Below are 23,273 nucleotides of genomic sequence, written 5' to 3' on the forward strand. Positions count from 1 at the left end.
GCGAGAGTCCTTTCTTTTTGCGGATGAGCATCATATTGTCCCCTAAACCATAACGATAGTATTTAAAATGCCTGATAAACGGGTGTTTTATCAAAATTAGTGAATGATGTCATAAACAATGGTAATAATGTTTGTTGGTTTAAGATGGATGTTTTAGATTTGTGACTGATAAGTCAGAAAATAAATCTTTAAACATTTTTTTTTATGACGGCTACATCTTCACAAATCGAGGCCAGCCACCTGGAAGCGATCACCTACCAGCCGGGTGAGTTGATGTTCACGGTGCTGGGTGGCATCCGGCTGGAAGGGTTTACCGGCTTCAGGTGACGCTGAAAGTGGAAGCCACCAACCGCGCGTTCCGCATTACGCCGCAGGTCATCCGACACTTGGTTCTTAGGTCAGCTGTACCTTGATTTATATGGTCAACACTGAAAACAAACGAAACGAGGATGAACCAGCCATGGAAACCGATCCTGTCGGGCACTGAGGTGATTAAGGCAGATAACGCTAACCGTTGCTTCCTGCTGCAACTGGATGAGAGCATCGAACAGGATGAACGGGTGATGGATTACCAACGCAAGCTCAGCGCGGGAAAGATCAACGTTGCAACGGAGCAGCAGGCCCGTACCCTGTTGCAGCATGTACAACGGGTATTACATCCTGTCATTGTCCGCAATCCCTATGCAGAGCAGTTGAAGATCCGCGGGAAGTGTTCAGGCAGCGGCGCACCAATGCGCATTACCTGTCTTTTATAGAAGTGATCACTTTTACAAGCAATACCAGCGGGCGTGCAAGACGGATGCGGTGACGGGAGAATCATATATCGAAACTGCGATAGAAGATATCGAGGAAGCCAACGCGCTGATGAAATCCGTGCTGCTGCGCAAGAGCGATGAGCTGAGCGGCGCTACGCGCGGTACTTCGAGCAGTTAAAAGCCTACCTGCGATCCAGCGGCCAGGCCATCTTTACCAATAGCGGTATCCGCAGTGCTTTGCGCATCCCGCTCAGCACGGTCAAGCGCTATCACGCGGCGTTGCAACAGGCGGGTTATATCCGGCAGGTGAATGCTCGTGGTGACAAGGTATATCAATATGAAGTGTTGTCCTATGAAGAATATGCGCAGTTGCAGCAGCGGATCGGGACGGCGCTGGATGCAGCCACGCAGCGGCTCACCGGCCCGCCACCAGCCCATGTTAGCAGTGAGCCGGGCAAACGCCGGAAGGTGAAATAGTTAGCCCCTTCGGCTTACATCCTGCGGTGATTATATACAGGCAAATAAAATTAATGATCATTATGAAACAGCTTGGCTTGCAAAGTGAGGCGTACCGTTATATTGTCCAAAGTTACCGGCAGTGGTTGTCGGTGCATGGTTACCATGAACAGACCGTTTACCAGTTGCCGCATTATGTACAGGAGCTATTGTATTACGCGGAAAGTAAGGGTCGCCGCCGGTTACAGGAGCTGGACGTTCGCCTGTTCAAGGAACATTATCATCACCTGAAATCCCGGGCTAACCAGCGGCAGAATGGCGGTTTAAGTAACAACTACCTGAACAAGCACTTGCAGGCGCTGCACAAGTTTGGCGAGTACCTGCGCAGGAGTGGCCGGTTGCAGTTGCCGGTACTGGACATCCGCACGGAAAGCGATGAATGCATCGTTACGGATGTGCTGACGCAACCGGAGATACAATGCCTGTATGATGTAACGTATCGTCCTTATGAGCCGCAGCGCTACGATAAAGGCATTTTGTTCCATGAAGCGATGCAGCTGCGTGACCGGGCGATGCTGACGGTATATTACGGTTGCGGGTTAAGGCGCAGCGAAGGTTATCATCTTGATATCGGTGATGTTCACTTCCATCGTGGGCTGTTGCATGTGCGGCATGCCAAGGGTAACCGCGAACGGCTGGTGCCTGTTACCGGGCAAGGCATCCGTTACCTTGAACAATATTTACAGGAAGGGAGGGCTTACCTGTCATCCGGTAAGGAGACCGCTTTTTTGTGAGCCAGCATGGCCGGCGGCTGAGCGGGCAGATGTTGCTATTGCGGTTAAAGGAACTGGTGAGGCTGAGTGGTGATGCGGAACTGCAACGCAAGGACGTTCACCTGCATACGCTACGCCATAGCATTGCTACGCATTTTTTACAGAACGGTATGGCGCTGGAACGCATCCGGGAATTTTTAGGGCATACCAGCCTTGAAAGCACGCAGCTCTACACCCATCTTTTATCACTTCAACATCATGGTCATGCACATGGATCACAGCAAGTTCCGGGAATACCTGTTACTGAAAGGCTACAGCACGGCTTCTATTGATACGACCGTTCGGGTGGTGGGTTACCTGTGGCGTTGGGCAAAAACGGAGAACATCGCAGCGTTATCGGAAACCAGTTACAGCGATATATTGGCGTTCGTGCGGTGGAGCAGCGAGGGTGGCGCATCGCAAAAGACGGTGCGCGGTTACCTGACCCATTTGCGCAAATACTTTGACTGGCTGATCAGTGAAGGGGAGGTCGCGGATAACCCGGCCAGTTGCATCCAGCTGCAGGGTATCCGTCGGCAGTTGCAGCACGAGATATTGCCTGTGGCACATCTACAGGAGCTATATGCGCGTTACCCGGTGGAGATCGCTTATACAGCAGCGAAGCAAATGCCACCGCAGGACATGAACTTATTATCACGCAAAAGGAATAAAGTGATAACGGGGTTGCTAGTGTGCCAGGGCTTGCGGGTGGAGGAGATCGCGGCCTTGCAGTTACGTGACCTGCGGTTGCGGGAAGGGTTGATACAAGTCCATGCGCAGCGGCGGACAGCGGAACGGGTGCTGCAACTGGAAAGCTGGCAGGTCTGCGGGATCATGGAATACCTGCATGATGTGCGTACACAGATTTTACCGGCAGATGCTCAGCGTGATCATGTTTTTGTACAGCCTCAGGGCGGGAATAATTTTTATGGCGTTACACAGATCATTTTAAAACACCTGCGCAGGATCAATGGCCGCGTAAAAATCTTGACCAGTTGCGTGCCAGCGTGATCGTGCATTGGCTGCGGAAATACGATCTGAGAACGGTGCAGTACATGGCCGGCCACAAATATGTAAGCTCTACGGAAGCCTACCGGAAATACCTGCTGGACGGGTTACAGGCCGATGTGATGAAATACCATCCAATTGTTTAACTTCAAATCTGATCAAATGGAAATACGCTTGAGCAAGCTACATAAAACGAAAATAGAGGTACATGCTGATGTTTACGAGATCATGCGGATGGTGTTGCAGCGGGAGCAGAAGATCGACCGCAACCGGGAGCATCTTTGGGTGATCGGTCTGGCGGCGGACAATACGATCCTGCTGGTGGAGCTGGTGAGTATGGGATCGGTGACGCGTACCATTGCAGAGCCGATGGAGATCTTCAGCCTTGCTTTACAGAAAAGATGCGTAAAGATCATCCTGGTGCATAACCACCCTAGCGGGTCGTTGAAACCCTCTGTTGCGGACAAGGATACGACGGACCGCATGATACAGGTAGGCCGCATCGTGGATGTGCCGGTACTGGATCATTGCATCATCAGCGATCAGGGGTATTTTAGCTTTGCAGAGGATGGGTTGATGGATGATCTGTCCAAAAGCCTGAAGTATGTAGCACCTTACGAACTGATGGCCCGCGGCCGGCAACTGGGTAAAGAAAAAGACCCGGCAGCGGGCGCACGGGAGCAGGCTCGCCAGATCGCGCGCCAGATGAAGGCCAAAGGGTATGCGATCACCGAGATCATGGCGCTGACGGGGCTTGACCGGGCGGCTGTCCGGCGGTTAAAGGTATGATAATCAGCGAGAATGGTATCTAATTTATAAATCTTAAATTTGTAGAAAATGAGTTTTATGGGAAAGGCTTTAGATCAGGAAATGCACGATTATTTTATGCGTCTTAATGAAGCGGAAAAGAAGTCTGTAGTCCAGATGCTGAAAACGTTTTTAAAAGGGCGTAAAGAGCCTGTATTGCAGCAAACGCTTGCAGATTATAACCGTGAGTTGGAAGAAGGGGATGCCGCGATCGAGGCGGGAGATTTTGTCAGTCACGAAGAAGTAATGAAACGTTATGGTATAAAACGATAGTACATGGCATTGCATATTAAATGGAGCCGCCATGCGCTAAGTGAGTTTGCAACCCTGATCAACCATATTGAGAACGACTCACCCGCTAATGCAGCGAAAGTAAGCCGGGGGCTTTTAGAGAAAATAGATAGTTTGTTAACTCATCCAGAACAGTGCGCCCCGGATAAATACAAATTAAATAATGATGGTAGCTTCCGGGCTTTTGAATTACATCGCTTGCGGGTATCGTACCGATATGCAGGCCGGGAAATCCGTATCGTGCGTGTGCGGCATACACGAATGAATCCAAAGACTTATTGACAATGCGCTCTGGTAACCAGGGCGTATTTTTTATGCGTGGTATAAAGTAACGGATCTTCCTGTATTGCAGTGTACCCTTTATGCACGGAGCGGAAAAGCGGTCTCACTGCGGGCATGGGAAGGGCAGTTACCTTATAGTCTTGTTCCTTTTTTCCATCTTGTGTTCCCTTGTTGCCGCCCTTCCCATGCCCTCCGTTCGGGCAGCTCCCGGTCCGGCTATCGCCGTCCCTTCTCTGCCTCATATACGTCCGCCACCTGCCAGCCCTACACACCTACGGTGGCTCCGCGCTTCGCGCTCCCGCCCCCGTGGTGTGCAGGGCATGGCGGAGAGCAGGTGGCGGAAGCGGATGGGATCGAAGCGAAGGGCGGCAGGTCAAGGACGAGCATAAGTACATGACCTGCCGCAAACGGCATCTTCAGATCATTGCCCGGCGATAGTACTATTTTGGCGCATCAGGTCGGGTAGATGGGGCGCAGTGGCGGCAACTCCAATAACCAGCTTTTGTAACACCCCATCTACCCACCCTGATGATGTTTTTGCCCTGTCCTTTGAATATTTATTAGCTCTTTAGTAGAGGGGAGGCCCTGTCCTTTTCTGTAACAGATACTCCGAATACATTTGTGTCGGAGGCATCGGACATAGTAGCCTCACTAAATGAGCAAATTATGCGCATCAAAAAGCAAGTGTCTATTATTGATTATGAACGCACAAAAAAAGGAATGAAAGCCAACGGTGATATCCGGGATATCTGGTGGATCATAGCATTGGATCTACTTAAAGAAACTTTAAAATGGATTGTGCGAATAATATTATTGCTAATAGCCCTGGACTTATTGCATTAGAATAATAGAAGGTCTACATTAAGAAGCCCTGATTTTTGTATTTTACAAAATAAAGGTCTTTGAATAAACGTGTATCAGCGTCTGGAAGGTGACCGGGAATGTTCTGTTACCAGTATTGAAGGATACTAATTATTATCCATTCGGGCTCGCGATGAGCGGGATCAGTTCGAAGGCAATATACAATCCAGAAAATCGCTATAAGTTTAATGGTATCGAGTTGAACAGTGATTTTGATCTGTATTCTTACGAGGCTCGCTATAGAAATCTTGATCCGCAGATCGGAAGATGGTGGCAAATAGATCCGAAGCCATCGGTTGGAATATCTCCATTTGCTTCAATGGATTTGAATCCGATTTTAAATAGTGATTTTTTAGGTGATACGTCAGTTCCCGCTAAGCCAGTACCTGTTTGGTATCAGGTTAATAGAGATGCAGGTACAAATCAGTACCAACCAAGCCCATTAGTATCTAATTCATCTGGTTCTAATTCTTCTAGTACAGTTATGCCTAGTAGCAATACCACAAATGAGACGACTGCTAATACATCAAGTAATAGCCAGTCGAATTCTTCAGCAGCCACGCAAACCAATACTAGGACCACCTTAGAGAAAATACCGATTTTAGGCCCATCATTAATAGCGGCAGGCTCTCCGCTAGTGCCTAAAGTTATTGTACCTAATATACTATTTAGAAGTTTTGTTGCCAGGGGGCTAGTCCCATGACTTCCCTTTCTTCTGTAATATTCAGAAGTGTTATACCTTCAACAGCACCTCGTGCAGCCTTTTTACCCCAGGCAACGAGTTTAGGAGGACAGTTAGGAAGGGCAACGAGTGCGATAGGTGTTTATATTACAACCGGACAGTTAGTATGGAAAGGTTTTGAACATTTTCAAGCACAGCCAATAAATCAGCAATTTAACATGGTGAATTATCAGATGCACTCAGGTACTGCGGGGCTATCCACCATGCATGAAATGATGAGGGGGATAATTAATAATTTTTAAACTTAAATCTATGGAAGATACCTTGAATGTTTTGCGGGCATATTTACAGCAGAAATATAAGATTGATCCACTAAAAGTAACTTCAAGTACTTCGTTATTGCATGATTTTGGATTTAAAGGAGATGATGTGGATGAGTTTATGCATGATTTAATAAAAGAGTTTAGGATAGAAGTAAAGCGTTTGGATTTATCCAGGTTCTTTATAGGAAATGAGCCATTTGATTTTATTAGTCCTGTTATTCGTTTTTTTAAGCATGAAAAGGTATCCGATAAGCCCACAATTACAGTCGGAGATTTAGAAGGTTTTATAAATACAGGAGTATTGTGCTGATACAGTGGTTTAAAACACAACTCCCGCGCGATCCGCGCGGGAGTTGTGTTTTATGCATTGTGTGCTTTTTTACTTTAAAGTCCCTTAGTGCCATATCGATGAGGTTGAGAACGAACTTCCTGTTTTCCTCTGGCAGCCGGGATATATCTTCGAGTCGTTTAAGCGCCTGTTTATCGAGTTCCATGTTTGTTTTACCGATGAGATAATCTACGGACACTTCGAGGGCGTCAGCAATTTTAGACACCACTTCAATAGAAGGGGTGATATCGCCGCGCTCATACCTGCCGATAACATCACCTGATGTGCCGATCATACGGCCGAGCTCAGCTTGCGAGAGTCCTTTCTTTTTGCGGATGAGCATCATATTGTCCCCTAAAACCATAACGATAAGTATTTAAAATGCCTGATAAACGGGTGTTTTATCAAAATTAGGTGAATGATGTGTCATAAACAATGGTAATAATGTTTGTTGGTTTAAGATGGATGTTTTAGATTTGTGACTGATAAGTCAGAAAATAAATCTTTAAACATTTTTTTATGACGGCTACATCTTCACAAATCGATACCAGCCACCCGGAAGCGATCACCTACCAGCCAGGTGAGTTGATGTTCACGGTGCTGGGTGGCATCCGGCTGGAAGGGCTGGACCGGCTTCGGGTGACGCTGAAAGTGGAAGCCACCAACCGCGCGTTCCGGCATTACGCAGGTCATCCGGATACCTGCAATCTTGTGGTTCGTCAAAATCTTGATTTATACAATCATCATCAAACGGAGAAGTTTGCGCGGCTGGTATCCAGCCAGCTGGAAACCGACCTTGCTCAGGTAATGGAGGCATTAAGGCAGCTCACGGACCAATTGGAGCGCTACCGTTTACAGCAACAGGAGGCGCGGGGGCAGGCAACCCCGGCCAGGATATTGACGGACGTGGAACGTCAGCAAGCCATTGCGTTCCTGCAAGCGCCGGGCTTACTGTAACGTACCAACGAACTGATCGGGCAAAGCGGTATCGTGGGGGAAGAGTTGAACCGTTTGATCATGTACCTGGTGTTTACGAGCCGCAAAGGATATCACCCGTTGCATGTGATCAGCTTCGGCAGCAGCGGTACCGGTAAAAGCCACCTGCAGGAGAAAGTGGGCGAGCTGGTACCGGAAGAAGATCGTATCGAGATCACGGCGCTGACGGAGAATGCTTTTTATTACTTCGATAAAGGAGAGCTGGGTCATAAACTGGTGCTGATAGAAGATATGGACGGTGCATGGTCAGCTTATATCCATTGCGAGAACTGCAAAGCAAACAGCGGATCAGCAAGACGGTCACTGTCAAAGACCGCGATGGCCATACAAAGACGGTCCATTTAAAAGTGCATGGCCCGGTGAGCATCGCGGGCTGTACCACGCATGAAAGCCTGTACGAGGATAACGCTAACCGTTGCTTCCTGCTGCAACTGGATGAGAGCATCGAACAGGATGAACGGGTGATGGATTACCAACGCAAGCTCAGCGCGGGAAAGATCAACGTTGCAACGGAGCAGCAGGCCCGTACCCTGTTGCAGCATGTACAACGGGTATTACATCCTGTCATTGTCCGCAATCCCTATGCAGAGCAGTTGAAGATCCCGCGGGAAGTGTTCAGGCAGCGGCGCACCAATGCGCATTACCTGTCTTTTATAGAAGTGATCACTTTTTACAAGCAATACCAGCGGGCGTGCAAGACGGATGCGGTGACGGGAGAATCATATATCGAAACTGCGATAGAAGATATCGAGGAAGCCAACGCGCTGATGAAATCCGTGCTGCTGCGCAAGAGCGATGAGCTGAGCGGCGCTACGCGCGGGTACTTCGAGCAGTTAAAAGCCTACCTGCGATCCAGCGGCCAGGCCATCTTTACCAATAGCGGTATCCGCAGTGCTTTGCGCATCCCGCTCAGCACGGTCAAGCGCTATCACGCGGCGTTGCAACAGGCGGGTTATATCCGGCAGGTGAATGCTCGTGGTGACAAGGTATATCAATATGAAGTGTTGTCCTATGAAGAATATGCGCAGTTGCAGCAGCGGATCGGGACGGCGCTGGATGCAGCCACGCAGCGGCTCACCGGCCCGCCACCAGCCCATGTTAGCAGTGAGCCGGGCAAACGCCGGAAGGTGAAATAGTTAGCCCCTTCGGCTTACATCCTGCGGTGATTATATACAGGCAAATAAAATTAATGATCATTATGAAACAGCTTGGCTTGCAAAGTGAGGCGTACCGTTATATTGTCCAAAGTTACCGGCAGTGGTTGTCGGTGCATGGTTACCATGAACAGACCGTTTACCAGTTGCCGCATTATGTACAGGAGCTATTGTATTACGCGGAAAGTAAGGGTCGCCGCCGGTTACAGGAGCTGGACGTTCGCCTGTTCAAGGAACATTATCATCACCTGAAATCCCGGGCTAACCAGCGGCAGAATGGCGGTTTAAGTAACAACTACCTGAACAAGCACTTGCAGGCGCTGCACAAGTTTGGCGAGTACCTGCGCAGGAGTGGCCGGTTGCAGTTGCCGGTACTGGACATCCGCACGGAAAGCGATGAATGCATCGTTACGGATGTGCTGACGCAACCGGAGATACAATGCCTGTATGATGTAACGTATCGTCCTTATGAGCCGCAGCGCTACGATAAAGGCATTTTGTTCCATGAAGCGATGCAGCTGCGTGACCGGGCGATGCTGACGGTATATTACGGTTGCGGGTTAAGGCGCAGCGAAGGTTATCATCTTGATATCGGTGATGTTCACTTCCATCGTGGGCTGTTGCATGTGCGGCATGCCAAGGGTAACCGCGAACGGCTGGTGCCTGTTACCGGGCAAGGCATCCGTTACCTTGAACAATATTTACAGGAAGGGAGGGCTTACCTGTCATCCGGTAAGGAGACCGCTTTTTTGTGAGCCAGCATGGCCGGCGGCTGAGCGGGCAGATGTTGCTATTGCGGTTAAAGGAACTGGTGAGGCTGAGTGGTGATGCGGAACTGCAACGCAAGGACGTTCACCTGCATACGCTACGCCATAGCATTGCTACGCATTTTTTACAGAACGGTATGGCGCTGGAACGCATCCGGGAATTTTTAGGGCATACCAGCCTTGAAAGCACGCAGCTCTACACCCATCTTTTATCACTTCAACATCATGGTCATGCACATGGATCACAGCAAGTTCCGGGAATACCTGTTACTGAAAGGCTACAGCACGGCTTCTATTGATACGACCGTTCGGGTGGTGGGTTACCTGTGGCGTTGGGCAAAAACGGAGAACATCGCAGCGTTATCGGAAACCAGTTACAGCGATATATTGGCGTTCGTGCGGTGGAGCAGCGAGGGTGGCGCATCGCAAAAGACGGTGCGCGGTTACCTGACCCATTTGCGCAAATACTTTGACTGGCTGATCAGTGAAGGGGAGGTCGCGGATAACCCGGCCAGTTGCATCCAGCTGCAGGGTATCCGTCGGCAGTTGCAGCACGAGATATTGCCTGTGGCACATCTACAGGAGCTATATGCGCGTTACCCGGTGGAGATCGCTTATACAGCAGCGAAGCAAATGCCACCGCAGGACATGAACTTATTATCACGCAAAAGGAATAAAGTGATAACGGGGTTGCTAGTGTGCCAGGGCTTGCGGGTGGAGGAGATCGCGGCCTTGCAGTTACGTGACCTGCGGTTGCGGGAAGGGTTGATACAAGTCCATGCGCAGCGGCGGACAGCGGAACGGGTGCTGCAACTGGAAAGCTGGCAGGTCTGCGGGATCATGGAATACCTGCATGATGTGCGTACACAGATTTTACCGGCAGATGCTCAGCGTGATCATGTTTTTGTACAGCCTCAGGGCGGGAATAATTTTTATGGCGTTACACAGATCATTTTAAAACACCTGCGCAGGATCAATGGCCGCGTAAAAAATCTTGACCAGTTGCGTGCCAGCGTGATCGTGCATTGGCTGCGGAAATACGATCTGAGAACGGTGCAGTACATGGCCGGCCACAAATATGTAAGCTCTACGGAAGCCTACCGGAAATACCTGCTGGACGGGTTACAGGCCGATGTGATGAAATACCATCCAATTGTTTAACTTCAAATCTGATCAAATGGAAATACGCTTGAGCAAGCTACATAAAACGAAAATAGAGGTACATGCTGATGTTTACGAGATCATGCGGATGGTGTTGCAGCGGGAGCAGAAGATCGACCGCAACCGGGAGCATCTTTGGGTGATCGGTCTGGCGGCGGACAATACGATCCTGCTGGTGGAGCTGGTGAGTATGGGATCGGTGACGCGTACCATTGCAGAGCCGATGGAGATCTTCAGCCTTGCTTTACAGAAAAGATGCGTAAAGATCATCCTGGTGCATAACCACCCTAGCGGGTCGTTGAAACCCTCTGTTGCGGACAAGGATACGACGGACCGCATGATACAGGTAGGCCGCATCGTGGATGTGCCGGTACTGGATCATTGCATCATCAGCGATCAGGGGTATTTTAGCTTTGCAGAGGATGGGTTGATGGATGATCTGTCCAAAAGCCTGAAGTATGTAGCACCTTACGAACTGATGGCCCGCGGCCGGCAACTGGGTAAAGAAAAAGACCGGCAGCGGGCGCACGGGAGCAGGCTCGCCAGATCGCGCGCCAGATGAAGGCCAAAGGGTATGCGATCACCGAGATCATGGCGCTGACGGGGCTTGACCGGGCGGCTGTCCGGCGGTTAAAGGTATGATAATCAGCGAGAATGGTATCTAATTTATAAATCTTAAATTTGTAGAAAATGAGTTTTATGGGAAAGGCTTTAGATCAGGAAATGCACGATTATTTTATGCGTCTTAATGAAGCGGAAAAGAAGTCTGTAGTCCAGATGCTGAAAACGTTTTTAAAAGGGCGTAAAGAGCCTGTATTGCAGCAAACGCTTGCAGATTATAACCGTGAGTTGGAAGAAGGGGATGCCGCGATCGAGGCGGGAGATTTTGTCAGTCACGAAGAAGTAATGAAACGTTATGGTATAAAACGATAGTACATGGCATTGCATATTAAATGGAGCCGCCATGCGCTAAGTGAGTTTGCAACCCTGATCAACCATATTGAGAACGACTCACCCGCTAATGCAGCGAAAGTAAGCCGGGGGCTTTTAGAGAAAATAGATAGTTTGTTAACTCATCCAGAACAGTGCGCCCCGGATAAATACAAATTAAATAATGATGGTAGCTTCCGGGCTTTTGAATTACATCGCTTGCGGGTATCGTACCGATATGCAGGCCGGGAAATCCGTATCGTGCGTGTGCGGCATACACGAATGAATCCAAAGACTTATTGACAATGCGCTCTGGTAACCAGGGCGTATTTTTTATGCGTGGTATAAAGTAACGGATCTTCCTGTATTGCAGTGTACCCTTTATGCACGGAGCGGAAAAGCGGTCTCACTGCGGGCATGGGAAGGGCAGTTACCTTATAGTCTTGTTCCTTTTTTCCATCTTGTGTTCCCTTGTTGCCGCCCTTCCCATGCCCTCCGTTCGGGCAGCTCCCGGTCCGGCTATCGCCGTCCCTTCTCTGCCTCATATACGTCCGCCACCTGCCAGCCCTACACACCTACGGTGGCTCCGCGCTTCGCGCTCCCGCCCCCGTGGTGTGCAGGGCATGGCGGAGAGCAGGTGGCGGAAGCGGATGGGATCGAAGCGAAGGGCGGCAGGTCAAGGACGAGCATAAGTACATGACCTGCCGCAAACGGCATCTTCAGATCATTGCCCGGCGATAGTACTATTTTGGCGCATCAGGTCGGGTAGATGGGGCGCAGTGGCGGCAACTCCAATAACCAGCTTTTGTAACACCCCATCTACCCACCCTGATGATGTTTTTTGCCCTGTCCTTTGAATATTTATTAGCTCTTTAGTAGAGGGGAGGCCCTGTCCTTTTCTGTAACAGATACTCCGAATACATTTGTGTCGGAGGCATCGGACATAGTAGCCTCACTAAATGAGCAAATTATGCGCATCAAAAAGCAAGTGTCTATTATTGATTATGAACGCACAAAAAAAGGAATGAAAGCCAACGGTGATATCCGGGATATCTGGTGGATCATAGCATTGGATCTACTTAAAGAAACTTTAAAATGGATTGTGCGAATAATATTATTGCTAATAGCCCTGGACTTATTGCATTAGAATAATAGAAGGTCTACATTAAGAAGCCCTGATTTTTGTATTTTACAAAATAAAGGTCTTTGAATAAACGTGTATCAGCGTCTGGAAGGTGACCGGGAATGTTCTGTTACCAGTATTGAAGGATACTAATTATTATCCATTTGGGTTGACGATGAGTGGGATCAGTATGAAAGCTGCGGGGACGCTCGAAAATAGATATCTGTATAACGGTAAAGAGTTACAGAATAAGGAGTTCGCGGGTAACGGAGGCAGTGGACTGGAGTGGTATGATTATGGGGCGAGGATGTATGATGCACAGATTGGCAGGTGGCATGTGGTGGATCCGCTGTCTGACCAAATGAGGAGACATTCGCCGTATAATTATGCGTTTGATAATCCAATAAGATTTATTGATCCAGATGGTATGATGCCTGGGCCAGGAGATAAATTCAAAACTGCTGACGCGGCAGCAATGGACTTCGGGAGGTTGTATAATGATAATTCAATTTCAAAGAACAAAGAGTTCGCCACATTTATCATGAAAGTGACAAAAGGGAAAGAGGTTTTTATACTTATTTAAAGCCCACAGTGGGATGGGAATCTACGTCCATTCCTTTGGGTTTGGGTTTGTCTAACGACGGTGATGCGGTCACTGTTGCGGATGCACATACTCATGGTGCATATTCTGAAGAGTATGAAAGCAACGAATTTTCAGATACAGATACGGAAGGAAATGATAGGGATAAGATAGATGGCTATGTGTCCACACCGGGAGGGTTCTTGTTGAAGTATAGCCACAAGTCGAAGGATGTTTCAATTTTAAGCTCAGATTTACCAAGTGATCCTGAAGATCCAGAAAGACAGAATACTGTTGATTACAAAGAATTACCTAAGAATGAACCAACATCGAACATGTTTTGGGATTTTATTAAGCGCAATGTTATTTTGCCGCTTGGCAAGGGTGCAGAAGCTGTCAAACATTAAATTATATGAAGAAACTATTATTAAGTTCCAATTTTTTGATCATTAGTTTGTTGACGTTTATTGCCTTCTTTTTTCAGTATTGTAATAGTAGGCCGACGCCAGGTTCTAGGGCATCAGGTGTTGCTCAGGAGGAAAGGCAAGTGATTGGAATTGCAAAAGATACAGCAGTAAAAGTATACGGATGGGGTGTGATTCAAAATGAGCTTCCTCTTATAGCCAAACTGAAGAATGATTCTGTATGGACGGTGGTAGGAACGCTAAAGAGCGGATTTAAAGGAGGAACTGTGTATGTTGAAATACTAAGAGATAGCATGAAGATTGTGAAAATTACACACTATAAATAATGCTTCTGTGAATAACTAGCAATGTTTAAAGGGGCCTAGTAAACAAGGTAATATACAATAAGATAAAAGCAAATCCCGCGCAGATCGCGCGGGATTTGCTTTATATCGAATACGCTTTTTTAGTTTTGTTATAAGTGATAGCCATATTAATGAAGTAGTAAATCTTCTCCTTCTCATCCGGTGGCAGCGCCTCTATATCCTCCATTCTTTTAAGCAGCTTTTTATCCAGCACCATGTTGGCTGCTCCACCAATCAGGTAGTCTATTGTTACTTCCAGTTCGTCTGCAATTTTTTTTTTGCTATCTCTATAGATGGTTTAATCTTCCCGTGTTCGTATCTGCCAATAATGGGTGCGGCGGTGCCGACCTTTTTAGCCAGGTCGTCCTGAGAAAGTTTAAGCTGCGTACGTTGCAGGGCAATGCGTTCGCCAAGTCATAAAAAAGTGCTTTAAATGCTCTGTAAATGCAGGGGTTAATAAATTAAATTACTTATTGATGCTATGCAAAACAAATAGGTGTTGGTAGTTTAAAGACCATTCCATTGCTTTTGTTACCAATAGGTACTAAAAAATAATTTTCACTATGGCACACAAGGTTAAAGACGTGCGCTTTTTAAAGTTAAATGGAAAAGCGCATCTACGGTCATGTTCTTCTACGCATTTATTCCGGCTGGTGGGGATGGGTTTTAATATCAATGATCGGTTACAGGTGGCGGTATTTTAGGGGCAGTTAACGATCATCAACGGTAAGGGCATGGAGATAGCGGATATTAAGCAGCGGCTGCCGCTGCTGGACGTAAATGGTTCATTACGGGTTGCGACCAGATAAGCACCAGCGTTCGTTATGCCCGTTCCATGCTGATAAAACACCCTCGCTGCAACTGTATCCTAAAACCGCTTCGTTCTGTTGCTTTAGCAGTAACTGTAGTGCCGGTACCGGTGATGTGATATGGTTTATAGAGCTGATGGATAAATGCAGTACACATGCCGCGATTATGAAAGCTTAGTCACTCATCGGCGTTGCAGCATCGGTGCCCGTTGCCAACCAGCCTGCTTGCCAGCTGATGCTTTAGCATAGGAAGCCATGTTGGTGAAGGTGTTCAGCTACTTTAAAAAGGCGCTGCCGGGTTCTCGTAAAGCGGTGGCTTACCTGTAGGGATCTGGCCTTGATTACCGGGAGCATGAGTGTGGGTATAACAGCGGTGGGCTGCATGTTGAGAGTAAAAATCATCACCTGGTTACCAGCATGGTAACGTATGGTTTGTTAAAACCTTAAGCAGCAGGCGGTTACAGTGGCTAGATTACTTTCAAAACAGCACAGACTCGCAAAAGCAAGAATATGATAGGGAACAGGTTACGATTTTGTATTATGATAATGAACGTGCCGTTATTACTCGCTATATTGTCTGGCTTTTCCTGTAAAACTCGGCAGGCGGGATCTTATCATCAACTGAAATGGGATTTTGTTGAAAATCTTAGGATACTTGACTAAGCAGCGAATGGCGCCACGGAGGATACGATACTCTGCGGCCATGTGTCGGTGCCATCCACTTAATGATACAGTATCCGCATGTTTATGGCGTTGGTCAAGGTACAACTCATGGCATTATAGAGTTCTCGAAAGCCGAATTAAGGCAGTGGCATGAATATTATAACCGCTATATCAAGTCTCGCTGGTGGCGTAGTAAACGAAATTGAACGATATATGATTTTCAGATTACTTTTTGCTGCTTCGTATTTCATTTGACCGCCTGTCAAGGCAGTAATTCAAATGGTGATTCCTCATTCAAAAAATGTAGTAATTATAGTTAAATGTCCCGGCGCCAGTGCTTACTATTTGATAAGGTTTGATAACACCGGCAACGCCACTTTAGATTTTGCTACGGGAAGGGTGAGTATCCTAACGCTACCAGCAAAGACTCTCTTGTGAGTCTCGCTGCTTTTAAGCTTTCGGCAGCAGATAAAAAAGTATCTTGATACAGCGCTATTGCCGGTTAGAACAAATGTTCCAAAAGAGAACGCATTAAACATGACGCTTTTAATTTCGTACTAATGCTGGATGATGAGGGTAAAATTGAGGGCCATCCGGAGAAAGGGGGAATGATATCTTAAAGGTTTTCCTTAAATATATGCCGGAGAAGCCGAAGGCTTATGAGTTTGCGTTTTTTTGATCTTCTTGCCCGGATAGAAGAGGCCCGATAAGGGCGCTGTTTGATATCTTATTATAATCCGCTATGAACATCTCAAATCTATTATCTCAATTAGAACAACACCTGCATACATCAGTCACGGAAGTAGCACACCGCTTGCAGCCAGGATTGCCAGCAAACCACATCGACGAGCTATTCAGGAGTATTGATATCTGTGTTCCGGAAAGTATTTTCCTACTTTATCAATGGAAAAATGGCGTGCTTCAAAGTAATGATAATATTATCTACGGCGAGTTATTCAGCAATGGGATATTTTATGACCTTGCTACGGCGATAGCGGTATATGTTGTCAATAGTGTAGAAAATAACTATGTCGATAAAAGATTCTTTCCATTATTCACGAGTGGTGGCGGAGATTATGTTATGATCGCACTGGATGAAGTAGTTGACGGTGATGCCAGTTTGTATCTTTATTCACCGGCGCTCAACTTATCAGCAATACCCGTACCGATATACAGTAGTATTGCAAAGATGTTGCAAGCCATCTTTCTTTGTTATCAGGCCGGCGCCTATTATTTTAAGGACCGGGAATTGGTAATCAATCACGAACTGGAAGGTCGTATTTCCGGAAGTATTAATCCGGATGCCCCATTCTGGCAGGAAGGATCAAAACTATAAACCAAATGAAGAAATTAGGGCGGATATGTTTGTTGTTGCTCGCCGCCTGCAGCCAATTTCGACCGGCATTTTATCTGGCCAATTAGCATGTTACTTACCCATTGGGATAATATCATAATGTTGATAGACTGAAAAGAGACATGAATTGAAAAGATTGCATCTGCGGCAATGAGTTTTATGTAAACGGTGTGTCGTATAAAGGCAATTCGAACGTAAGTGCGTTGGGGGCTGTTGGTGATGATATTTGTATAATATACTGGCGATGTTTCCGGTGTTCCATAGGGCAGTTCGCTATTTCGATGGGGAACGGCTTGTACTTGTGAGTAGGTGGAGGATTTAAACAAGGCAGACGACAGTATTTGCGTCATATGTTGGCCGGCGTTACCAATGTTTAACAGAGCGGTTGTTTTTTGATAAAAGGAGGTGTATAACTGTGAATGAAATTTTTGAAAAGCTTTTTGATACTAAAAAAATAGTAAGTTTGATTTTCGTTTAACCTTAGAATTTAAAATGGACGCTTAACCCGATTCCGTTTTACCATGAGAGTTAATCCATCCGTTGCTGTAAAAGTGTAGGTGAAAAGTAACAATAAATATTAGTAGTAAATTAATAATTCCCTTAGCCCATGATCAAAAAATTACATCTCATCCTTCTGATGATCGCCTGTTTGCCAGCAGGACTTTATGCCCAGGTTTCGGGCTCCTTTAATGTACAGGGCGATTACAGCAAGTTCTATCCCGTAACCTTTTACGATGGAGGTTTCTGGTCGCATTTTCCTACCGAACTTAACCTCGGCCGCTCTTACGTACATGCAGATGGTGACTGGCACGGCAGTATGATTGCCAACATTCGCTTCCACGTTACTGCCTGGGGGCATGGTTCCCGCTTTATTGATGTGAATCAGCACCAGTTCAATCCCAATAATCAGAACGGCGTATTCATAGCCGCCTGGGACGATATTTCCGGTGATAATCCAACAGAGAGGATCGTAGTCTGGTTACGTGGCGCCACTACCTATAACTACCGCGCCAACGTAAATGTATTGCCGGTTGTTTACGATGGTGTGCAGAATGCTTTGCCGCTCACGGTTCCTAACAGTGTTATTGCACCTATTACATTCAAAACGGCGCCAGAGATATATGTGAACGCCAATGGGATTACTAATGAAAGTACGGCCTACTTCCGTGGCGAAGGGCTCAACTTTATCAATGGCAGTCTGGGTATCGGAACATTTAAAACGAATGGCCACAAGCTGGCGGTAGAAGGCACTATCGGCGCCCGGAAAATTAAAGTCGATCAGCAGACCTGGGCGGATTATGTGTTTGCCGATGATTATAAACTGCCGTCGATTCCAGAGATAGAACGTTTTATCCGTGAGCACAAACATCTGCCTGAGATACCTTCTGCGGAGGAAGTGGCGGAAAATGGACTGGATGTGGGAGAGATGAATAAAAAGTTGTTGCAGAAAGTGGAGGAGTTGACGTTGTATCTGATTGAGCAAAATAAGCGCATGGATGCTATGGAGGGCGAGTTGAAGGATTTGCGGGAGCGTCGTTAACGATCGTTCTCTGATAATTGAACATTTATTTTCCCGGAAAAATTGTAAAATTGTATTGTCGGATTAATTGTTGCCCCGACGCTAATTATCCATATAGACCTTAATACAAGCCCGTACCGATGAAACGAATTGCTATACCATGGCGGTTACAGCGCGCAGCGTGTAACTACCGTATTAAACCCGGATCAAATAGTTGATGTGTTAACCTGAAGGGCATACAGTGACTGTAGGCCAGCACACGCTATCACAATGATTTCACAATCATTATTGTACTGCTATACTTATTTATCGGCTTTGTCCTGATGGACAAAGTATAGCCATCACATTTAAAATATCATCTGAAATGATTACCAAAACAAAAGAAAGTGTACTGTTTGTTGCCATCCTGATGCTGGCGTGTATGACGGCCTCATCACAAAATACGTTTCCGGCGAGTGGGCCTGCCGGAGTAAATACGACTTCACCGTTAAACGATTTCCATGTGGTATGAGTAATGAGGTGGGGTGGGTATAATACCGATTGCATTTACTCCGGACAAGATGGCGCCGGCGCTTACATCGAACAGCTGGCGTCCAGTGCTTCCAGGGCTAAGTTGCGTATTCAATCATCCCGGAACGGAGATAATACTAATTACAGCCAGTTTGTAATTGATCCGCAATACGGTTTTGCATTTACAGCTTTGGGAAATGGTAGTACAAATGTAGGAATAGGCACAACTGATACCAAAGGTTACAAGCTGGCCGTGGCCGGTAGCGTTATTGCGGAATCTTTGAAAGTAAAGAACGTCAATTCGTGGCCCGATTTCGTGTTTAGTAAGAACTATCAACTGCCATCGATCGCAGAGGTAGAGCGTTTTATTCAGGAGCATAGTCATCTACCTGGTATTCCTTCGGAAGCAGAAGTGGAAAAGGAAGGAATAGATGTTGGCGAAATGAATAAACGCCTGCTGCAAAAAGTTGAAGAACTGACGCTGTATTTGATTGAGGAACATAAAAAGGTGGCGGCGCTTGAGACTCAGGTGGCTGAGTTGAACAATAAAATAACTAATGGGATGAAGCAGCAATAGCTGGTACTCCCGGTAAACCTATAACCTTGAAACTTTGAAGATAATGTGTTTAAAGAAAGGAATTTTTTCAGTTCTGATGTCGCTGGGCGTTGCTGTGCCACTGATGGCGCAGTACCAGCCCGGCCGGCTGGCGAATGGTATTACTCCTAACATTTCATTGCCCTCCACGGAGGCGGCTTCGCTGGGTAAGTACGGTGAGTGGCCAGTGTCGCTGTATACAGGCACGACAAGTGTAACAGTACCCCTGTACGAGATAAAGATCGGGGCGTTTTCGTTGCCCATACAATTGTCTTATCACACCGGGGGCGTTAAGGTGGACGATGTTCCCTCATGGACAGGCGTTAACTGGACTTTGAATGCCGGAGGCGCCATCACCAGGTCCATTATCGGTCTGGAAGATGAAGATCAGCCGAACGGATTCCTTTATCGTAACCAGCATAACCTGCCATTGAAAGCCAGCTATAATTTGCAGGGGAGCGATGCCGACTATGTGTTCATGAGGAGAGTAGGGAGGAATGAAATGGATACGGAACCTGATATGTTCTATTACAATTTTGCCGGTCAGTCAGGACGGTTTTATTTCGATGTGGAGGGGAAGATGCGATGTGTACCCGCTAATACGTTGAAATTACTCCGTACGCCTGTTAATACGATTGGTGCATACACACCCAATGATAAGACGTGGGAGCTTGCAGATGCACAGGGAAATGTGTATACGTTTGGTGGCCCCGAGGGAGGTAATGGTGTGGAAGATTCCGGGACTTTTACTCCCAATACGCAGTCTGCACTTGAATTACCCAAAACAACGGCTTACTATCTCACTAAAATAGTTTTGAATAACGGGTTAGATACGGTGTATCTCGACTACGTACAAAAGGCAGAGATGTACGAGTTGCCGTATACTTACTCTTATAAGAAAGTAATGACCGGAAGCGGGTGGTTTGAGAGTGAGTATTCAGATCTGCTGGCAAATCAAATTCTTAAGAATGGTCAGCAGGGGAGTCCTGTCCGCACGAGAATGTCGGCAGGAGGCCAAAGCATGCTACATAAGATTCGTTGGAGCGGGGGAGAGGTTGTTTTTAATGCCACGCAGGAAAGGGAAGATATTTACTTTGGTATGAACCTCAAGTCTGTCGCTGTTTACAATAAAAAGCAGCAAAAGGTAAAAGAAGTTCTACTTACCTATGATTACATAAATAAGCGCTACTTCCTCACTAAAACGGCGGAAGGCGGAAGTGCCGCAACGGACAGTATTGTGCATAAATTTGAGTATTACGCTCCATCCAGCCTGCCTGCGCGCTATTCAAATGCACAGGATCATTGGGGGTATTACAATGCCGCCGCTAACACGCACTTGTTACCACCTCACTTCTCACAGATGGCTGTAGTTGATTTGAATGCAAACCGGGAGCCCAATGAAAGCGCTATGGTATTGGGGGCGCTTAAAACAGTAACCTATCCGACAGGCGGTTCATCGGAGTTTGTTTACGAAGGTAACCGTTATTCTGCTTTAGGTATTCCTGGTGGCGGTAATCCATCTGGTCAATTGGGAACGGTATCGGCTATGGCTACCACTTATTATCCCCAGACGAACACATCGGAGCAGATTTATAGTTTTGCAGTACCTGTTGCACATATAGCGGCTAATGCGCTGGTTGAGTTTAAGAACTACGGTCGCCCTCCTCACCCAAGCCAGACTTTCTGGCCTAAAGCCAGAATTGAGCGGCTTGTAGGACAAACCTACCAGACGGTGTATTCCTGGGATGCGCATAATAACTTCCCGTCCAGCGGCTATACGCAAAACCCTAATGGCACGGTTAGTTTTAATATTTCTCCAACGCTTACGTTTCAGATTGGTGAATACAGGATAGTTACGGAAATGCCATGCGGAGGAATTGATTGCGATCCTTTAACCGTTATGCCCAGTGTTAAAGTGAGTTTCGATTATACAACATATGTGCAAACGGATCCAGGTCAGACAGCAGATCCGATTGCTGGTGGTTTGCGAATAAAGGAGATCCTCAATACGCAAAATGGGGCCTTTGCCGGTAAGAGAAAAAATATACTTACAATACAGGCAATATTCTTATATATCCTGGTTACTTCCACGAATACGGGGCTGACGAGTATTTTAAAAGCCCTTGTTTCCGAATGGGCGACTCATGTATAATTCTATGCCCTGAAATGGACGTTACTTATAAGGAGGTAATCAGTTCCGGTACTACTATTATGGGCCTTACGCAGGGAAGTCCTGTCGGGTATACACAGGTGCGTGAGGCACAGGTGTCTGCTTCCGGGGTAGAGAATGGATATAGTATATCCGAATTCTCTTTCACTCCCGATACCCTCAATACAATGCAGTATGATCCTGTATGGTGGTCTGCTACGTCTATCGCAAATAAGTCTATACCCCTAATAGCGCCGAGTATAAAAGAGGCTTGCTGCTAAAAAAGACAGATTATAAAACTGGTGGAGTAAAAATTCATAGTGTCGAGAACGAATACGAGTTTAATGAGGGCAACGTTGTAAATAATTACAATCGTACGAGGGGAATGCGGGTAAAGCGCACATTCACCATCGAATACGTTTGTGGTTATGTGTATGACGGTGTATTTTTGCCCACCCAAAATACGCTGAAGCCTAAAGATTACAGCTATGGTTTTTACGACCTCGCCAGCAACTGGTTGCAAACAAAGAAGACTACGGAAACTACCTGGGATCAAAACGGAGCCAATCCGGTCGTGTCCGAAACCCTCTTTTCCTACGCGAACCCTTCCCATATGCAGGTTACTTCCATGCAAACGGCAGACAGCAAAGGGAATACGGTTAAGTACGATGTAAAATATCCGGCTGATTTTGCCAGCACTGGTACGCCGAATGTTTACAATAAGTTGATCGATAGAAATATTGTGGGCGCCGCAGTTGAGGAAGCAAAGAGCATTATTGCCCCGGGCAGTCAGCCGCTGAGCAAGCAACGCGTGAATTATGCATCCTGGCAGAACGATAAAGTGATCGCCCCTTCAACGGTACAAAGTGTAACCGGTAATACAGTGCTGAACATTGCTGATGCCAGTCAGATTGATGTTAAGGTGCATAGTTACGACGCCTTCGGCCGGACTACAGAGTTTGAAGGCCGCGATCAATTGGTAACCTCAATAATCTGGGGTCTTGATCGTAATACACCATTAGCTAAAATCGTGAATGCCCCCGCTTCAGGCGTTGCCTATACTTCTTTCGAAGATGGTGAATGGGGAGGCTGGACTGTTACCGGCACTGCCAGCGCCGATGCTACTGCACTTACTGGTGCGATGAGTTACAGTCTGGCTACAGGCGCCATTAATAAAGGCGGACTTTCTGCCGGCACTACATACAAAGTTTCATACTGGACAAAAAATGGTTCACCATTTACGGTAACAGGCACAATAGGCGCCGCAGTTCAGGGTAATACGCATCGTGGATGGACACGCTTCGAACACGAGGTGTCCGGACAAACGTCCATATCTGTATCTGGCAGTGGTACAATCGATCACCTGATCATATGCCCGGATAAATCCCTGGCGGAGACCTACACCTTTGTCCCCATGGTTGGGATTACCAGCAAGGTGACACCCGATGCTAAAATTGTTTATTACGAGTATGATGCATTGGGAAGAATGAAGTTGGTAAAGGACCAGGACGGTGCGATTCTTAACATGTTCGATTACAAGTACCAGGTAAGTATGCCGTAGCTCATTGTTGTATAACTCAAAAAGAAAA

36 protein-coding genes are annotated in these 23,273 nt (G+C 46.9%); 32 read left to right on the forward strand and 4 right to left on the reverse strand.

Annotated features, from left to right (window positions below; genetic code table 11):
- Positions 1-204: 204 nt before the first annotated feature.
- The 3 genes from MKQ70_RS40805 (at position 205) to MKQ70_RS40810 (ending at position 933) form a co-directional block, all read left to right on the forward strand.
- Positions 205-327 carry a hypothetical protein gene (locus MKQ70_RS40805; protein WP_282458028.1) on the forward strand — a complete coding sequence of 41 codons (123 nt, stop codon included), beginning with the start codon at positions 205-207 and terminating at the stop codon, positions 325-327.
- 122 nt (positions 328-449) lie between these two features.
- Positions 450-755 (forward strand): hypothetical protein, encoded by a 306-nt coding sequence (locus MKQ70_RS37035; protein ID WP_248081940.1) that lies wholly within the window; start codon positions 450-452, stop codon positions 753-755.
- Positions 756-804: 49 nt separating this feature from the next.
- Positions 805-933: a hypothetical protein gene (locus MKQ70_RS40810; protein ID WP_282458031.1), complete on the forward strand. Its 129-nt coding sequence runs from the start codon at positions 805-807 to the stop codon at positions 931-933.
- Here MKQ70_RS40810 and MKQ70_RS37040 read toward each other — a convergent pair.
- Positions 930-1,193 (reverse strand): hypothetical protein, encoded by a 264-nt coding sequence (locus MKQ70_RS37040; protein WP_248081941.1) that lies wholly within the window; start codon positions 1,191-1,193, stop codon positions 930-932. The two genes, MKQ70_RS40810 and MKQ70_RS37040, sit on opposite strands and share 4 nt — an antisense overlap.
- A 101-nt stretch (positions 1,194-1,294) precedes the next feature.
- Between MKQ70_RS37040 and MKQ70_RS40815 the strand changes: the two genes are divergently transcribed.
- From MKQ70_RS40815 to MKQ70_RS37080, 9 genes are all read left to right on the forward strand, one after another.
- Positions 1,295-2,005: a tyrosine-type recombinase/integrase gene (locus MKQ70_RS40815; protein ID WP_282456996.1), complete on the forward strand. Its 711-nt coding sequence runs from the start codon at positions 1,295-1,297 to the stop codon at positions 2,003-2,005.
- Positions 2,002-2,316 (forward strand): tyrosine-type recombinase/integrase, encoded by a 315-nt coding sequence (locus MKQ70_RS40820; RefSeq protein ID WP_308199610.1) that lies wholly within the window; start codon positions 2,002-2,004, stop codon positions 2,314-2,316. Before MKQ70_RS40815 ends, MKQ70_RS40820 begins: the two co-directional genes overlap by 4 nt.
- Positions 2,249-3,034, forward strand: coding sequence for a tyrosine-type recombinase/integrase (locus tag MKQ70_RS37050; RefSeq protein WP_248081942.1), 786 nt, complete (start codon positions 2,249-2,251; stop codon positions 3,032-3,034). Before MKQ70_RS40820 ends, MKQ70_RS37050 begins: the two co-directional genes overlap by 68 nt.
- On the forward strand, positions 3,019-3,177 hold the full coding sequence (locus tag MKQ70_RS37055; RefSeq protein ID WP_248081943.1) for a hypothetical protein: 159 nt from the start codon (positions 3,019-3,021) through the stop codon (positions 3,175-3,177). The genes MKQ70_RS37050 and MKQ70_RS37055 overlap by 16 nt, the downstream gene beginning before the upstream one ends.
- A 16-nt stretch (positions 3,178-3,193) precedes the next feature.
- Positions 3,194-3,820 (forward strand): JAB domain-containing protein, encoded by a 627-nt coding sequence (locus MKQ70_RS37060; RefSeq protein WP_248081944.1) that lies wholly within the window; start codon positions 3,194-3,196, stop codon positions 3,818-3,820.
- 57 nt (positions 3,821-3,877) lie between these two features.
- Positions 3,878-4,111 carry a hypothetical protein gene (locus tag MKQ70_RS37065; RefSeq protein WP_248081945.1) on the forward strand — a complete coding sequence of 78 codons (234 nt, stop codon included), beginning with the start codon at positions 3,878-3,880 and terminating at the stop codon, positions 4,109-4,111.
- A gap of 3 nt (positions 4,112-4,114) precedes the next feature.
- Positions 4,115-4,411 (forward strand): type II toxin-antitoxin system RelE/ParE family toxin, encoded by a 297-nt coding sequence (locus MKQ70_RS37070; RefSeq protein WP_248081947.1) that lies wholly within the window; start codon positions 4,115-4,117, stop codon positions 4,409-4,411.
- A 931-nt stretch (positions 4,412-5,342) separates the two neighbouring features.
- Positions 5,343-5,975, forward strand: coding sequence for an RHS repeat-associated core domain-containing protein (locus MKQ70_RS37075; RefSeq protein ID WP_308199611.1), 633 nt, complete (start codon positions 5,343-5,345; stop codon positions 5,973-5,975).
- A gap of 291 nt (positions 5,976-6,266) precedes the next feature.
- The gene (locus tag MKQ70_RS37080) at positions 6,267-6,587 is read left to right on the forward strand and encodes a DUF1493 family protein (protein ID WP_248081950.1); all 321 of its coding nucleotides are present in this window, start codon (positions 6,267-6,269) and stop codon (positions 6,585-6,587) included.
- Here MKQ70_RS37080 and MKQ70_RS37085 read toward each other — a convergent pair.
- Entirely contained in the window at positions 6,562-6,969 is a 408-nt protein-coding gene (locus MKQ70_RS37085; protein ID WP_248080842.1) for a helix-turn-helix domain-containing protein, read from the reverse strand. The two genes, MKQ70_RS37080 and MKQ70_RS37085, sit on opposite strands and share 26 nt — an antisense overlap.
- Before the next feature lie 155 nt (positions 6,970-7,124).
- Between MKQ70_RS37085 and MKQ70_RS37090 the strand changes: the two genes are divergently transcribed.
- The 13 genes from MKQ70_RS37090 (at position 7,125) to MKQ70_RS37140 (ending at position 14,067) form a co-directional block, all read left to right on the forward strand.
- Positions 7,125-7,562, forward strand: coding sequence for a hypothetical protein (locus MKQ70_RS37090; protein ID WP_248080846.1), 438 nt, complete (start codon positions 7,125-7,127; stop codon positions 7,560-7,562).
- 33 nt (positions 7,563-7,595) lie between these two features.
- Positions 7,596-7,946, forward strand: a complete 351-nt coding sequence (locus MKQ70_RS37095; RefSeq protein ID WP_248081951.1) for an MTBMA_p00010-related P-loop-containing protein — start codon at positions 7,596-7,598, stop codon at positions 7,944-7,946.
- Positions 7,947-7,960: 14 nt separating this feature from the next.
- Positions 7,961-8,737, forward strand: coding sequence for a hypothetical protein (locus MKQ70_RS37100; RefSeq protein WP_248081952.1), 777 nt, complete (start codon positions 7,961-7,963; stop codon positions 8,735-8,737).
- A 62-nt stretch (positions 8,738-8,799) separates the two neighbouring features.
- Positions 8,800-9,510 (forward strand): tyrosine-type recombinase/integrase, encoded by a 711-nt coding sequence (locus MKQ70_RS40825; RefSeq protein ID WP_282456996.1) that lies wholly within the window; start codon positions 8,800-8,802, stop codon positions 9,508-9,510.
- Positions 9,507-9,821: a tyrosine-type recombinase/integrase gene (locus tag MKQ70_RS40830; protein WP_308199610.1), complete on the forward strand. Its 315-nt coding sequence runs from the start codon at positions 9,507-9,509 to the stop codon at positions 9,819-9,821. The genes MKQ70_RS40825 and MKQ70_RS40830 overlap by 4 nt, the downstream gene beginning before the upstream one ends.
- Complete coding sequence (locus MKQ70_RS37110) at positions 9,754-10,683, forward strand: tyrosine-type recombinase/integrase (protein ID WP_248081953.1); 930 nt, start codon at positions 9,754-9,756, stop codon at positions 10,681-10,683. The genes MKQ70_RS40830 and MKQ70_RS37110 overlap by 68 nt, the downstream gene beginning before the upstream one ends.
- Before the next feature lie 16 nt (positions 10,684-10,699).
- Positions 10,700-11,245, forward strand: a complete 546-nt coding sequence (locus MKQ70_RS37115; protein ID WP_248081954.1) for a JAB domain-containing protein — start codon at positions 10,700-10,702, stop codon at positions 11,243-11,245.
- Entirely contained in the window at positions 11,242-11,325 is an 84-nt protein-coding gene (locus tag MKQ70_RS44000) for a hypothetical protein (protein ID WP_504909827.1), read from the forward strand. Before MKQ70_RS37115 ends, MKQ70_RS44000 begins: the two co-directional genes overlap by 4 nt.
- A gap of 57 nt (positions 11,326-11,382) precedes the next feature.
- On the forward strand, positions 11,383-11,616 hold the full coding sequence (locus tag MKQ70_RS37120; protein ID WP_248081945.1) for a hypothetical protein: 234 nt from the start codon (positions 11,383-11,385) through the stop codon (positions 11,614-11,616).
- 3 nt (positions 11,617-11,619) lie between these two features.
- Positions 11,620-11,916 carry a type II toxin-antitoxin system RelE/ParE family toxin gene (locus MKQ70_RS37125; protein WP_248081947.1) on the forward strand — a complete coding sequence of 99 codons (297 nt, stop codon included), beginning with the start codon at positions 11,620-11,622 and terminating at the stop codon, positions 11,914-11,916.
- Between the two features lie 1,010 nt (positions 11,917-12,926).
- A complete protein-coding gene (locus tag MKQ70_RS37130) occupies positions 12,927-13,319 on the forward strand; it encodes an RHS repeat domain-containing protein (RefSeq protein WP_248081955.1) in 393 nt (130 codons plus the stop codon).
- Between the two features lie 8 nt (positions 13,320-13,327).
- Entirely contained in the window at positions 13,328-13,723 is a 396-nt protein-coding gene (locus tag MKQ70_RS37135; RefSeq protein WP_248081957.1) for a DUF4329 domain-containing protein, read from the forward strand.
- Positions 13,724-13,728: 5 nt separating this feature from the next.
- Positions 13,729-14,067 (forward strand): NTF2 fold immunity protein, encoded by a 339-nt coding sequence (locus MKQ70_RS37140; RefSeq protein WP_248081959.1) that lies wholly within the window; start codon positions 13,729-13,731, stop codon positions 14,065-14,067.
- A gap of 100 nt (positions 14,068-14,167) precedes the next feature.
- Here MKQ70_RS37140 and MKQ70_RS40835 read toward each other — a convergent pair whose 3' ends face one another.
- Both MKQ70_RS40835 and MKQ70_RS43175 read right to left on the reverse strand, forming a co-directional pair.
- The gene (locus tag MKQ70_RS40835; RefSeq protein WP_282458044.1) at positions 14,168-14,302 is read right to left on the reverse strand and encodes a hypothetical protein; all 135 of its coding nucleotides are present in this window, start codon (positions 14,300-14,302) and stop codon (positions 14,168-14,170) included.
- 32 nt (positions 14,303-14,334) lie between these two features.
- Complete coding sequence (locus MKQ70_RS43175) at positions 14,335-14,487, reverse strand: helix-turn-helix domain-containing protein (protein WP_372490180.1); 153 nt, start codon at positions 14,485-14,487, stop codon at positions 14,335-14,337.
- A 378-nt stretch (positions 14,488-14,865) separates the two neighbouring features.
- Here MKQ70_RS43175 and MKQ70_RS43180 point away from each other — a divergent pair, with 378 nt between their 5' ends.
- The 7 genes from MKQ70_RS43180 to MKQ70_RS37170 all read left to right on the forward strand — a co-directional run bounded on the left by MKQ70_RS43180 (position 14,866) and on the right by MKQ70_RS37170 (position 23,245).
- Entirely contained in the window at positions 14,866-15,072 is a 207-nt protein-coding gene (locus MKQ70_RS43180) for a CHC2 zinc finger domain-containing protein (protein WP_372490179.1), read from the forward strand.
- A 1,227-nt stretch (positions 15,073-16,299) separates the two neighbouring features.
- A complete protein-coding gene (locus MKQ70_RS37145) occupies positions 16,300-16,893 on the forward strand; it encodes a hypothetical protein (RefSeq protein WP_248081961.1) in 594 nt (197 codons plus the stop codon).
- Between the two features lie 625 nt (positions 16,894-17,518).
- Positions 17,519-18,451 (forward strand): hypothetical protein, encoded by a 933-nt coding sequence (locus tag MKQ70_RS37150; protein ID WP_248081963.1) that lies wholly within the window; start codon positions 17,519-17,521, stop codon positions 18,449-18,451.
- 592 nt (positions 18,452-19,043) lie between these two features.
- Entirely contained in the window at positions 19,044-19,517 is a 474-nt protein-coding gene (locus MKQ70_RS37155; protein WP_248081965.1) for a hypothetical protein, read from the forward strand.
- 76 nt (positions 19,518-19,593) lie between these two features.
- Positions 19,594-21,687, forward strand: a complete 2,094-nt coding sequence (locus MKQ70_RS37160) for a hypothetical protein (protein WP_248081967.1) — start codon at positions 19,594-19,596, stop codon at positions 21,685-21,687.
- Positions 21,688-21,701: 14 nt separating this feature from the next.
- Entirely contained in the window at positions 21,702-21,965 is a 264-nt protein-coding gene (locus MKQ70_RS37165) for a hypothetical protein (protein WP_248081969.1), read from the forward strand.
- Complete coding sequence (locus tag MKQ70_RS37170) at positions 21,956-23,245, forward strand: hypothetical protein (RefSeq protein WP_248081971.1); 1,290 nt, start codon at positions 21,956-21,958, stop codon at positions 23,243-23,245. Before MKQ70_RS37165 ends, MKQ70_RS37170 begins: the two co-directional genes overlap by 10 nt.
- Positions 23,246-23,273: the final 28 nt, after the last annotated feature.

Origin of the sequence: Chitinophaga sedimenti, from assembly GCF_023156195.1 — a bacterium.
Taxonomy (GTDB): Bacteria; Bacteroidota; Bacteroidia; order Chitinophagales; family Chitinophagaceae; genus Chitinophaga; species Chitinophaga sedimenti.

Coding starts and splice junctions, on each gene's coding strand:
- MKQ70_RS40825 (WP_282456996.1), top strand. CDS start 8,800: ATGAAACAGCTTGGCTTGCAAAGTGAGGCGTACCGTTATATTGTCCAA.
- MKQ70_RS37160 (WP_248081967.1), top strand. CDS start 19,594: ATGTCGCTGGGCGTTGCTGTGCCACTGATGGCGCAGTACCAGCCCGGC.
- MKQ70_RS40835 (WP_282458044.1), bottom strand. CDS start 14,302: ATGGTGCTGGATAAAAAGCTGCTTAAAAGAATGGAGGATATAGAGGCG.
- MKQ70_RS37080 (WP_248081950.1), top strand. CDS start 6,267: ATGGAAGATACCTTGAATGTTTTGCGGGCATATTTACAGCAGAAATAT.
- MKQ70_RS37050 (WP_248081942.1), top strand. CDS start 2,249: ATGCACATGGATCACAGCAAGTTCCGGGAATACCTGTTACTGAAAGGC.
- MKQ70_RS40815 (WP_282456996.1), top strand. CDS start 1,295: ATGAAACAGCTTGGCTTGCAAAGTGAGGCGTACCGTTATATTGTCCAA.
- MKQ70_RS37040 (WP_248081941.1), bottom strand. CDS start 1,193: ATGGGCTGGTGGCGGGCCGGTGAGCCGCTGCGTGGCTGCATCCAGCGC.
- MKQ70_RS44000 (WP_504909827.1), top strand. CDS start 11,242: ATGAAGGCCAAAGGGTATGCGATCACCGAGATCATGGCGCTGACGGGG.
- MKQ70_RS37165 (WP_248081969.1), top strand. CDS start 21,702: ATGGACGTTACTTATAAGGAGGTAATCAGTTCCGGTACTACTATTATG.
- MKQ70_RS37090 (WP_248080846.1), top strand. CDS start 7,125: ATGACGGCTACATCTTCACAAATCGATACCAGCCACCCGGAAGCGATC.
- MKQ70_RS37110 (WP_248081953.1), top strand. CDS start 9,754: ATGCACATGGATCACAGCAAGTTCCGGGAATACCTGTTACTGAAAGGC.
- MKQ70_RS37140 (WP_248081959.1), top strand. CDS start 13,729: ATGAAGAAACTATTATTAAGTTCCAATTTTTTGATCATTAGTTTGTTG.
- MKQ70_RS37035 (WP_248081940.1), top strand. CDS start 450: ATGAACCAGCCATGGAAACCGATCCTGTCGGGCACTGAGGTGATTAAG.
- MKQ70_RS37085 (WP_248080842.1), bottom strand. CDS start 6,969: ATGGTTTTAGGGGACAATATGATGCTCATCCGCAAAAAGAAAGGACTC.
- MKQ70_RS40805 (WP_282458028.1), top strand. CDS start 205: ATGACGGCTACATCTTCACAAATCGAGGCCAGCCACCTGGAAGCGATC.
- MKQ70_RS37070 (WP_248081947.1), top strand. CDS start 4,115: ATGGCATTGCATATTAAATGGAGCCGCCATGCGCTAAGTGAGTTTGCA.
- MKQ70_RS37115 (WP_248081954.1), top strand. CDS start 10,700: ATGGAAATACGCTTGAGCAAGCTACATAAAACGAAAATAGAGGTACAT.
- MKQ70_RS37130 (WP_248081955.1), top strand. CDS start 12,927: ATGAAAGCTGCGGGGACGCTCGAAAATAGATATCTGTATAACGGTAAA.
- MKQ70_RS37060 (WP_248081944.1), top strand. CDS start 3,194: ATGGAAATACGCTTGAGCAAGCTACATAAAACGAAAATAGAGGTACAT.
- MKQ70_RS37065 (WP_248081945.1), top strand. CDS start 3,878: ATGGGAAAGGCTTTAGATCAGGAAATGCACGATTATTTTATGCGTCTT.
- MKQ70_RS37120 (WP_248081945.1), top strand. CDS start 11,383: ATGGGAAAGGCTTTAGATCAGGAAATGCACGATTATTTTATGCGTCTT.
- MKQ70_RS43180 (WP_372490179.1), top strand. CDS start 14,866: ATGGTTCATTACGGGTTGCGACCAGATAAGCACCAGCGTTCGTTATGC.
- MKQ70_RS37145 (WP_248081961.1), top strand. CDS start 16,300: ATGAACATCTCAAATCTATTATCTCAATTAGAACAACACCTGCATACA.
- MKQ70_RS37150 (WP_248081963.1), top strand. CDS start 17,519: ATGATCAAAAAATTACATCTCATCCTTCTGATGATCGCCTGTTTGCCA.
- MKQ70_RS37125 (WP_248081947.1), top strand. CDS start 11,620: ATGGCATTGCATATTAAATGGAGCCGCCATGCGCTAAGTGAGTTTGCA.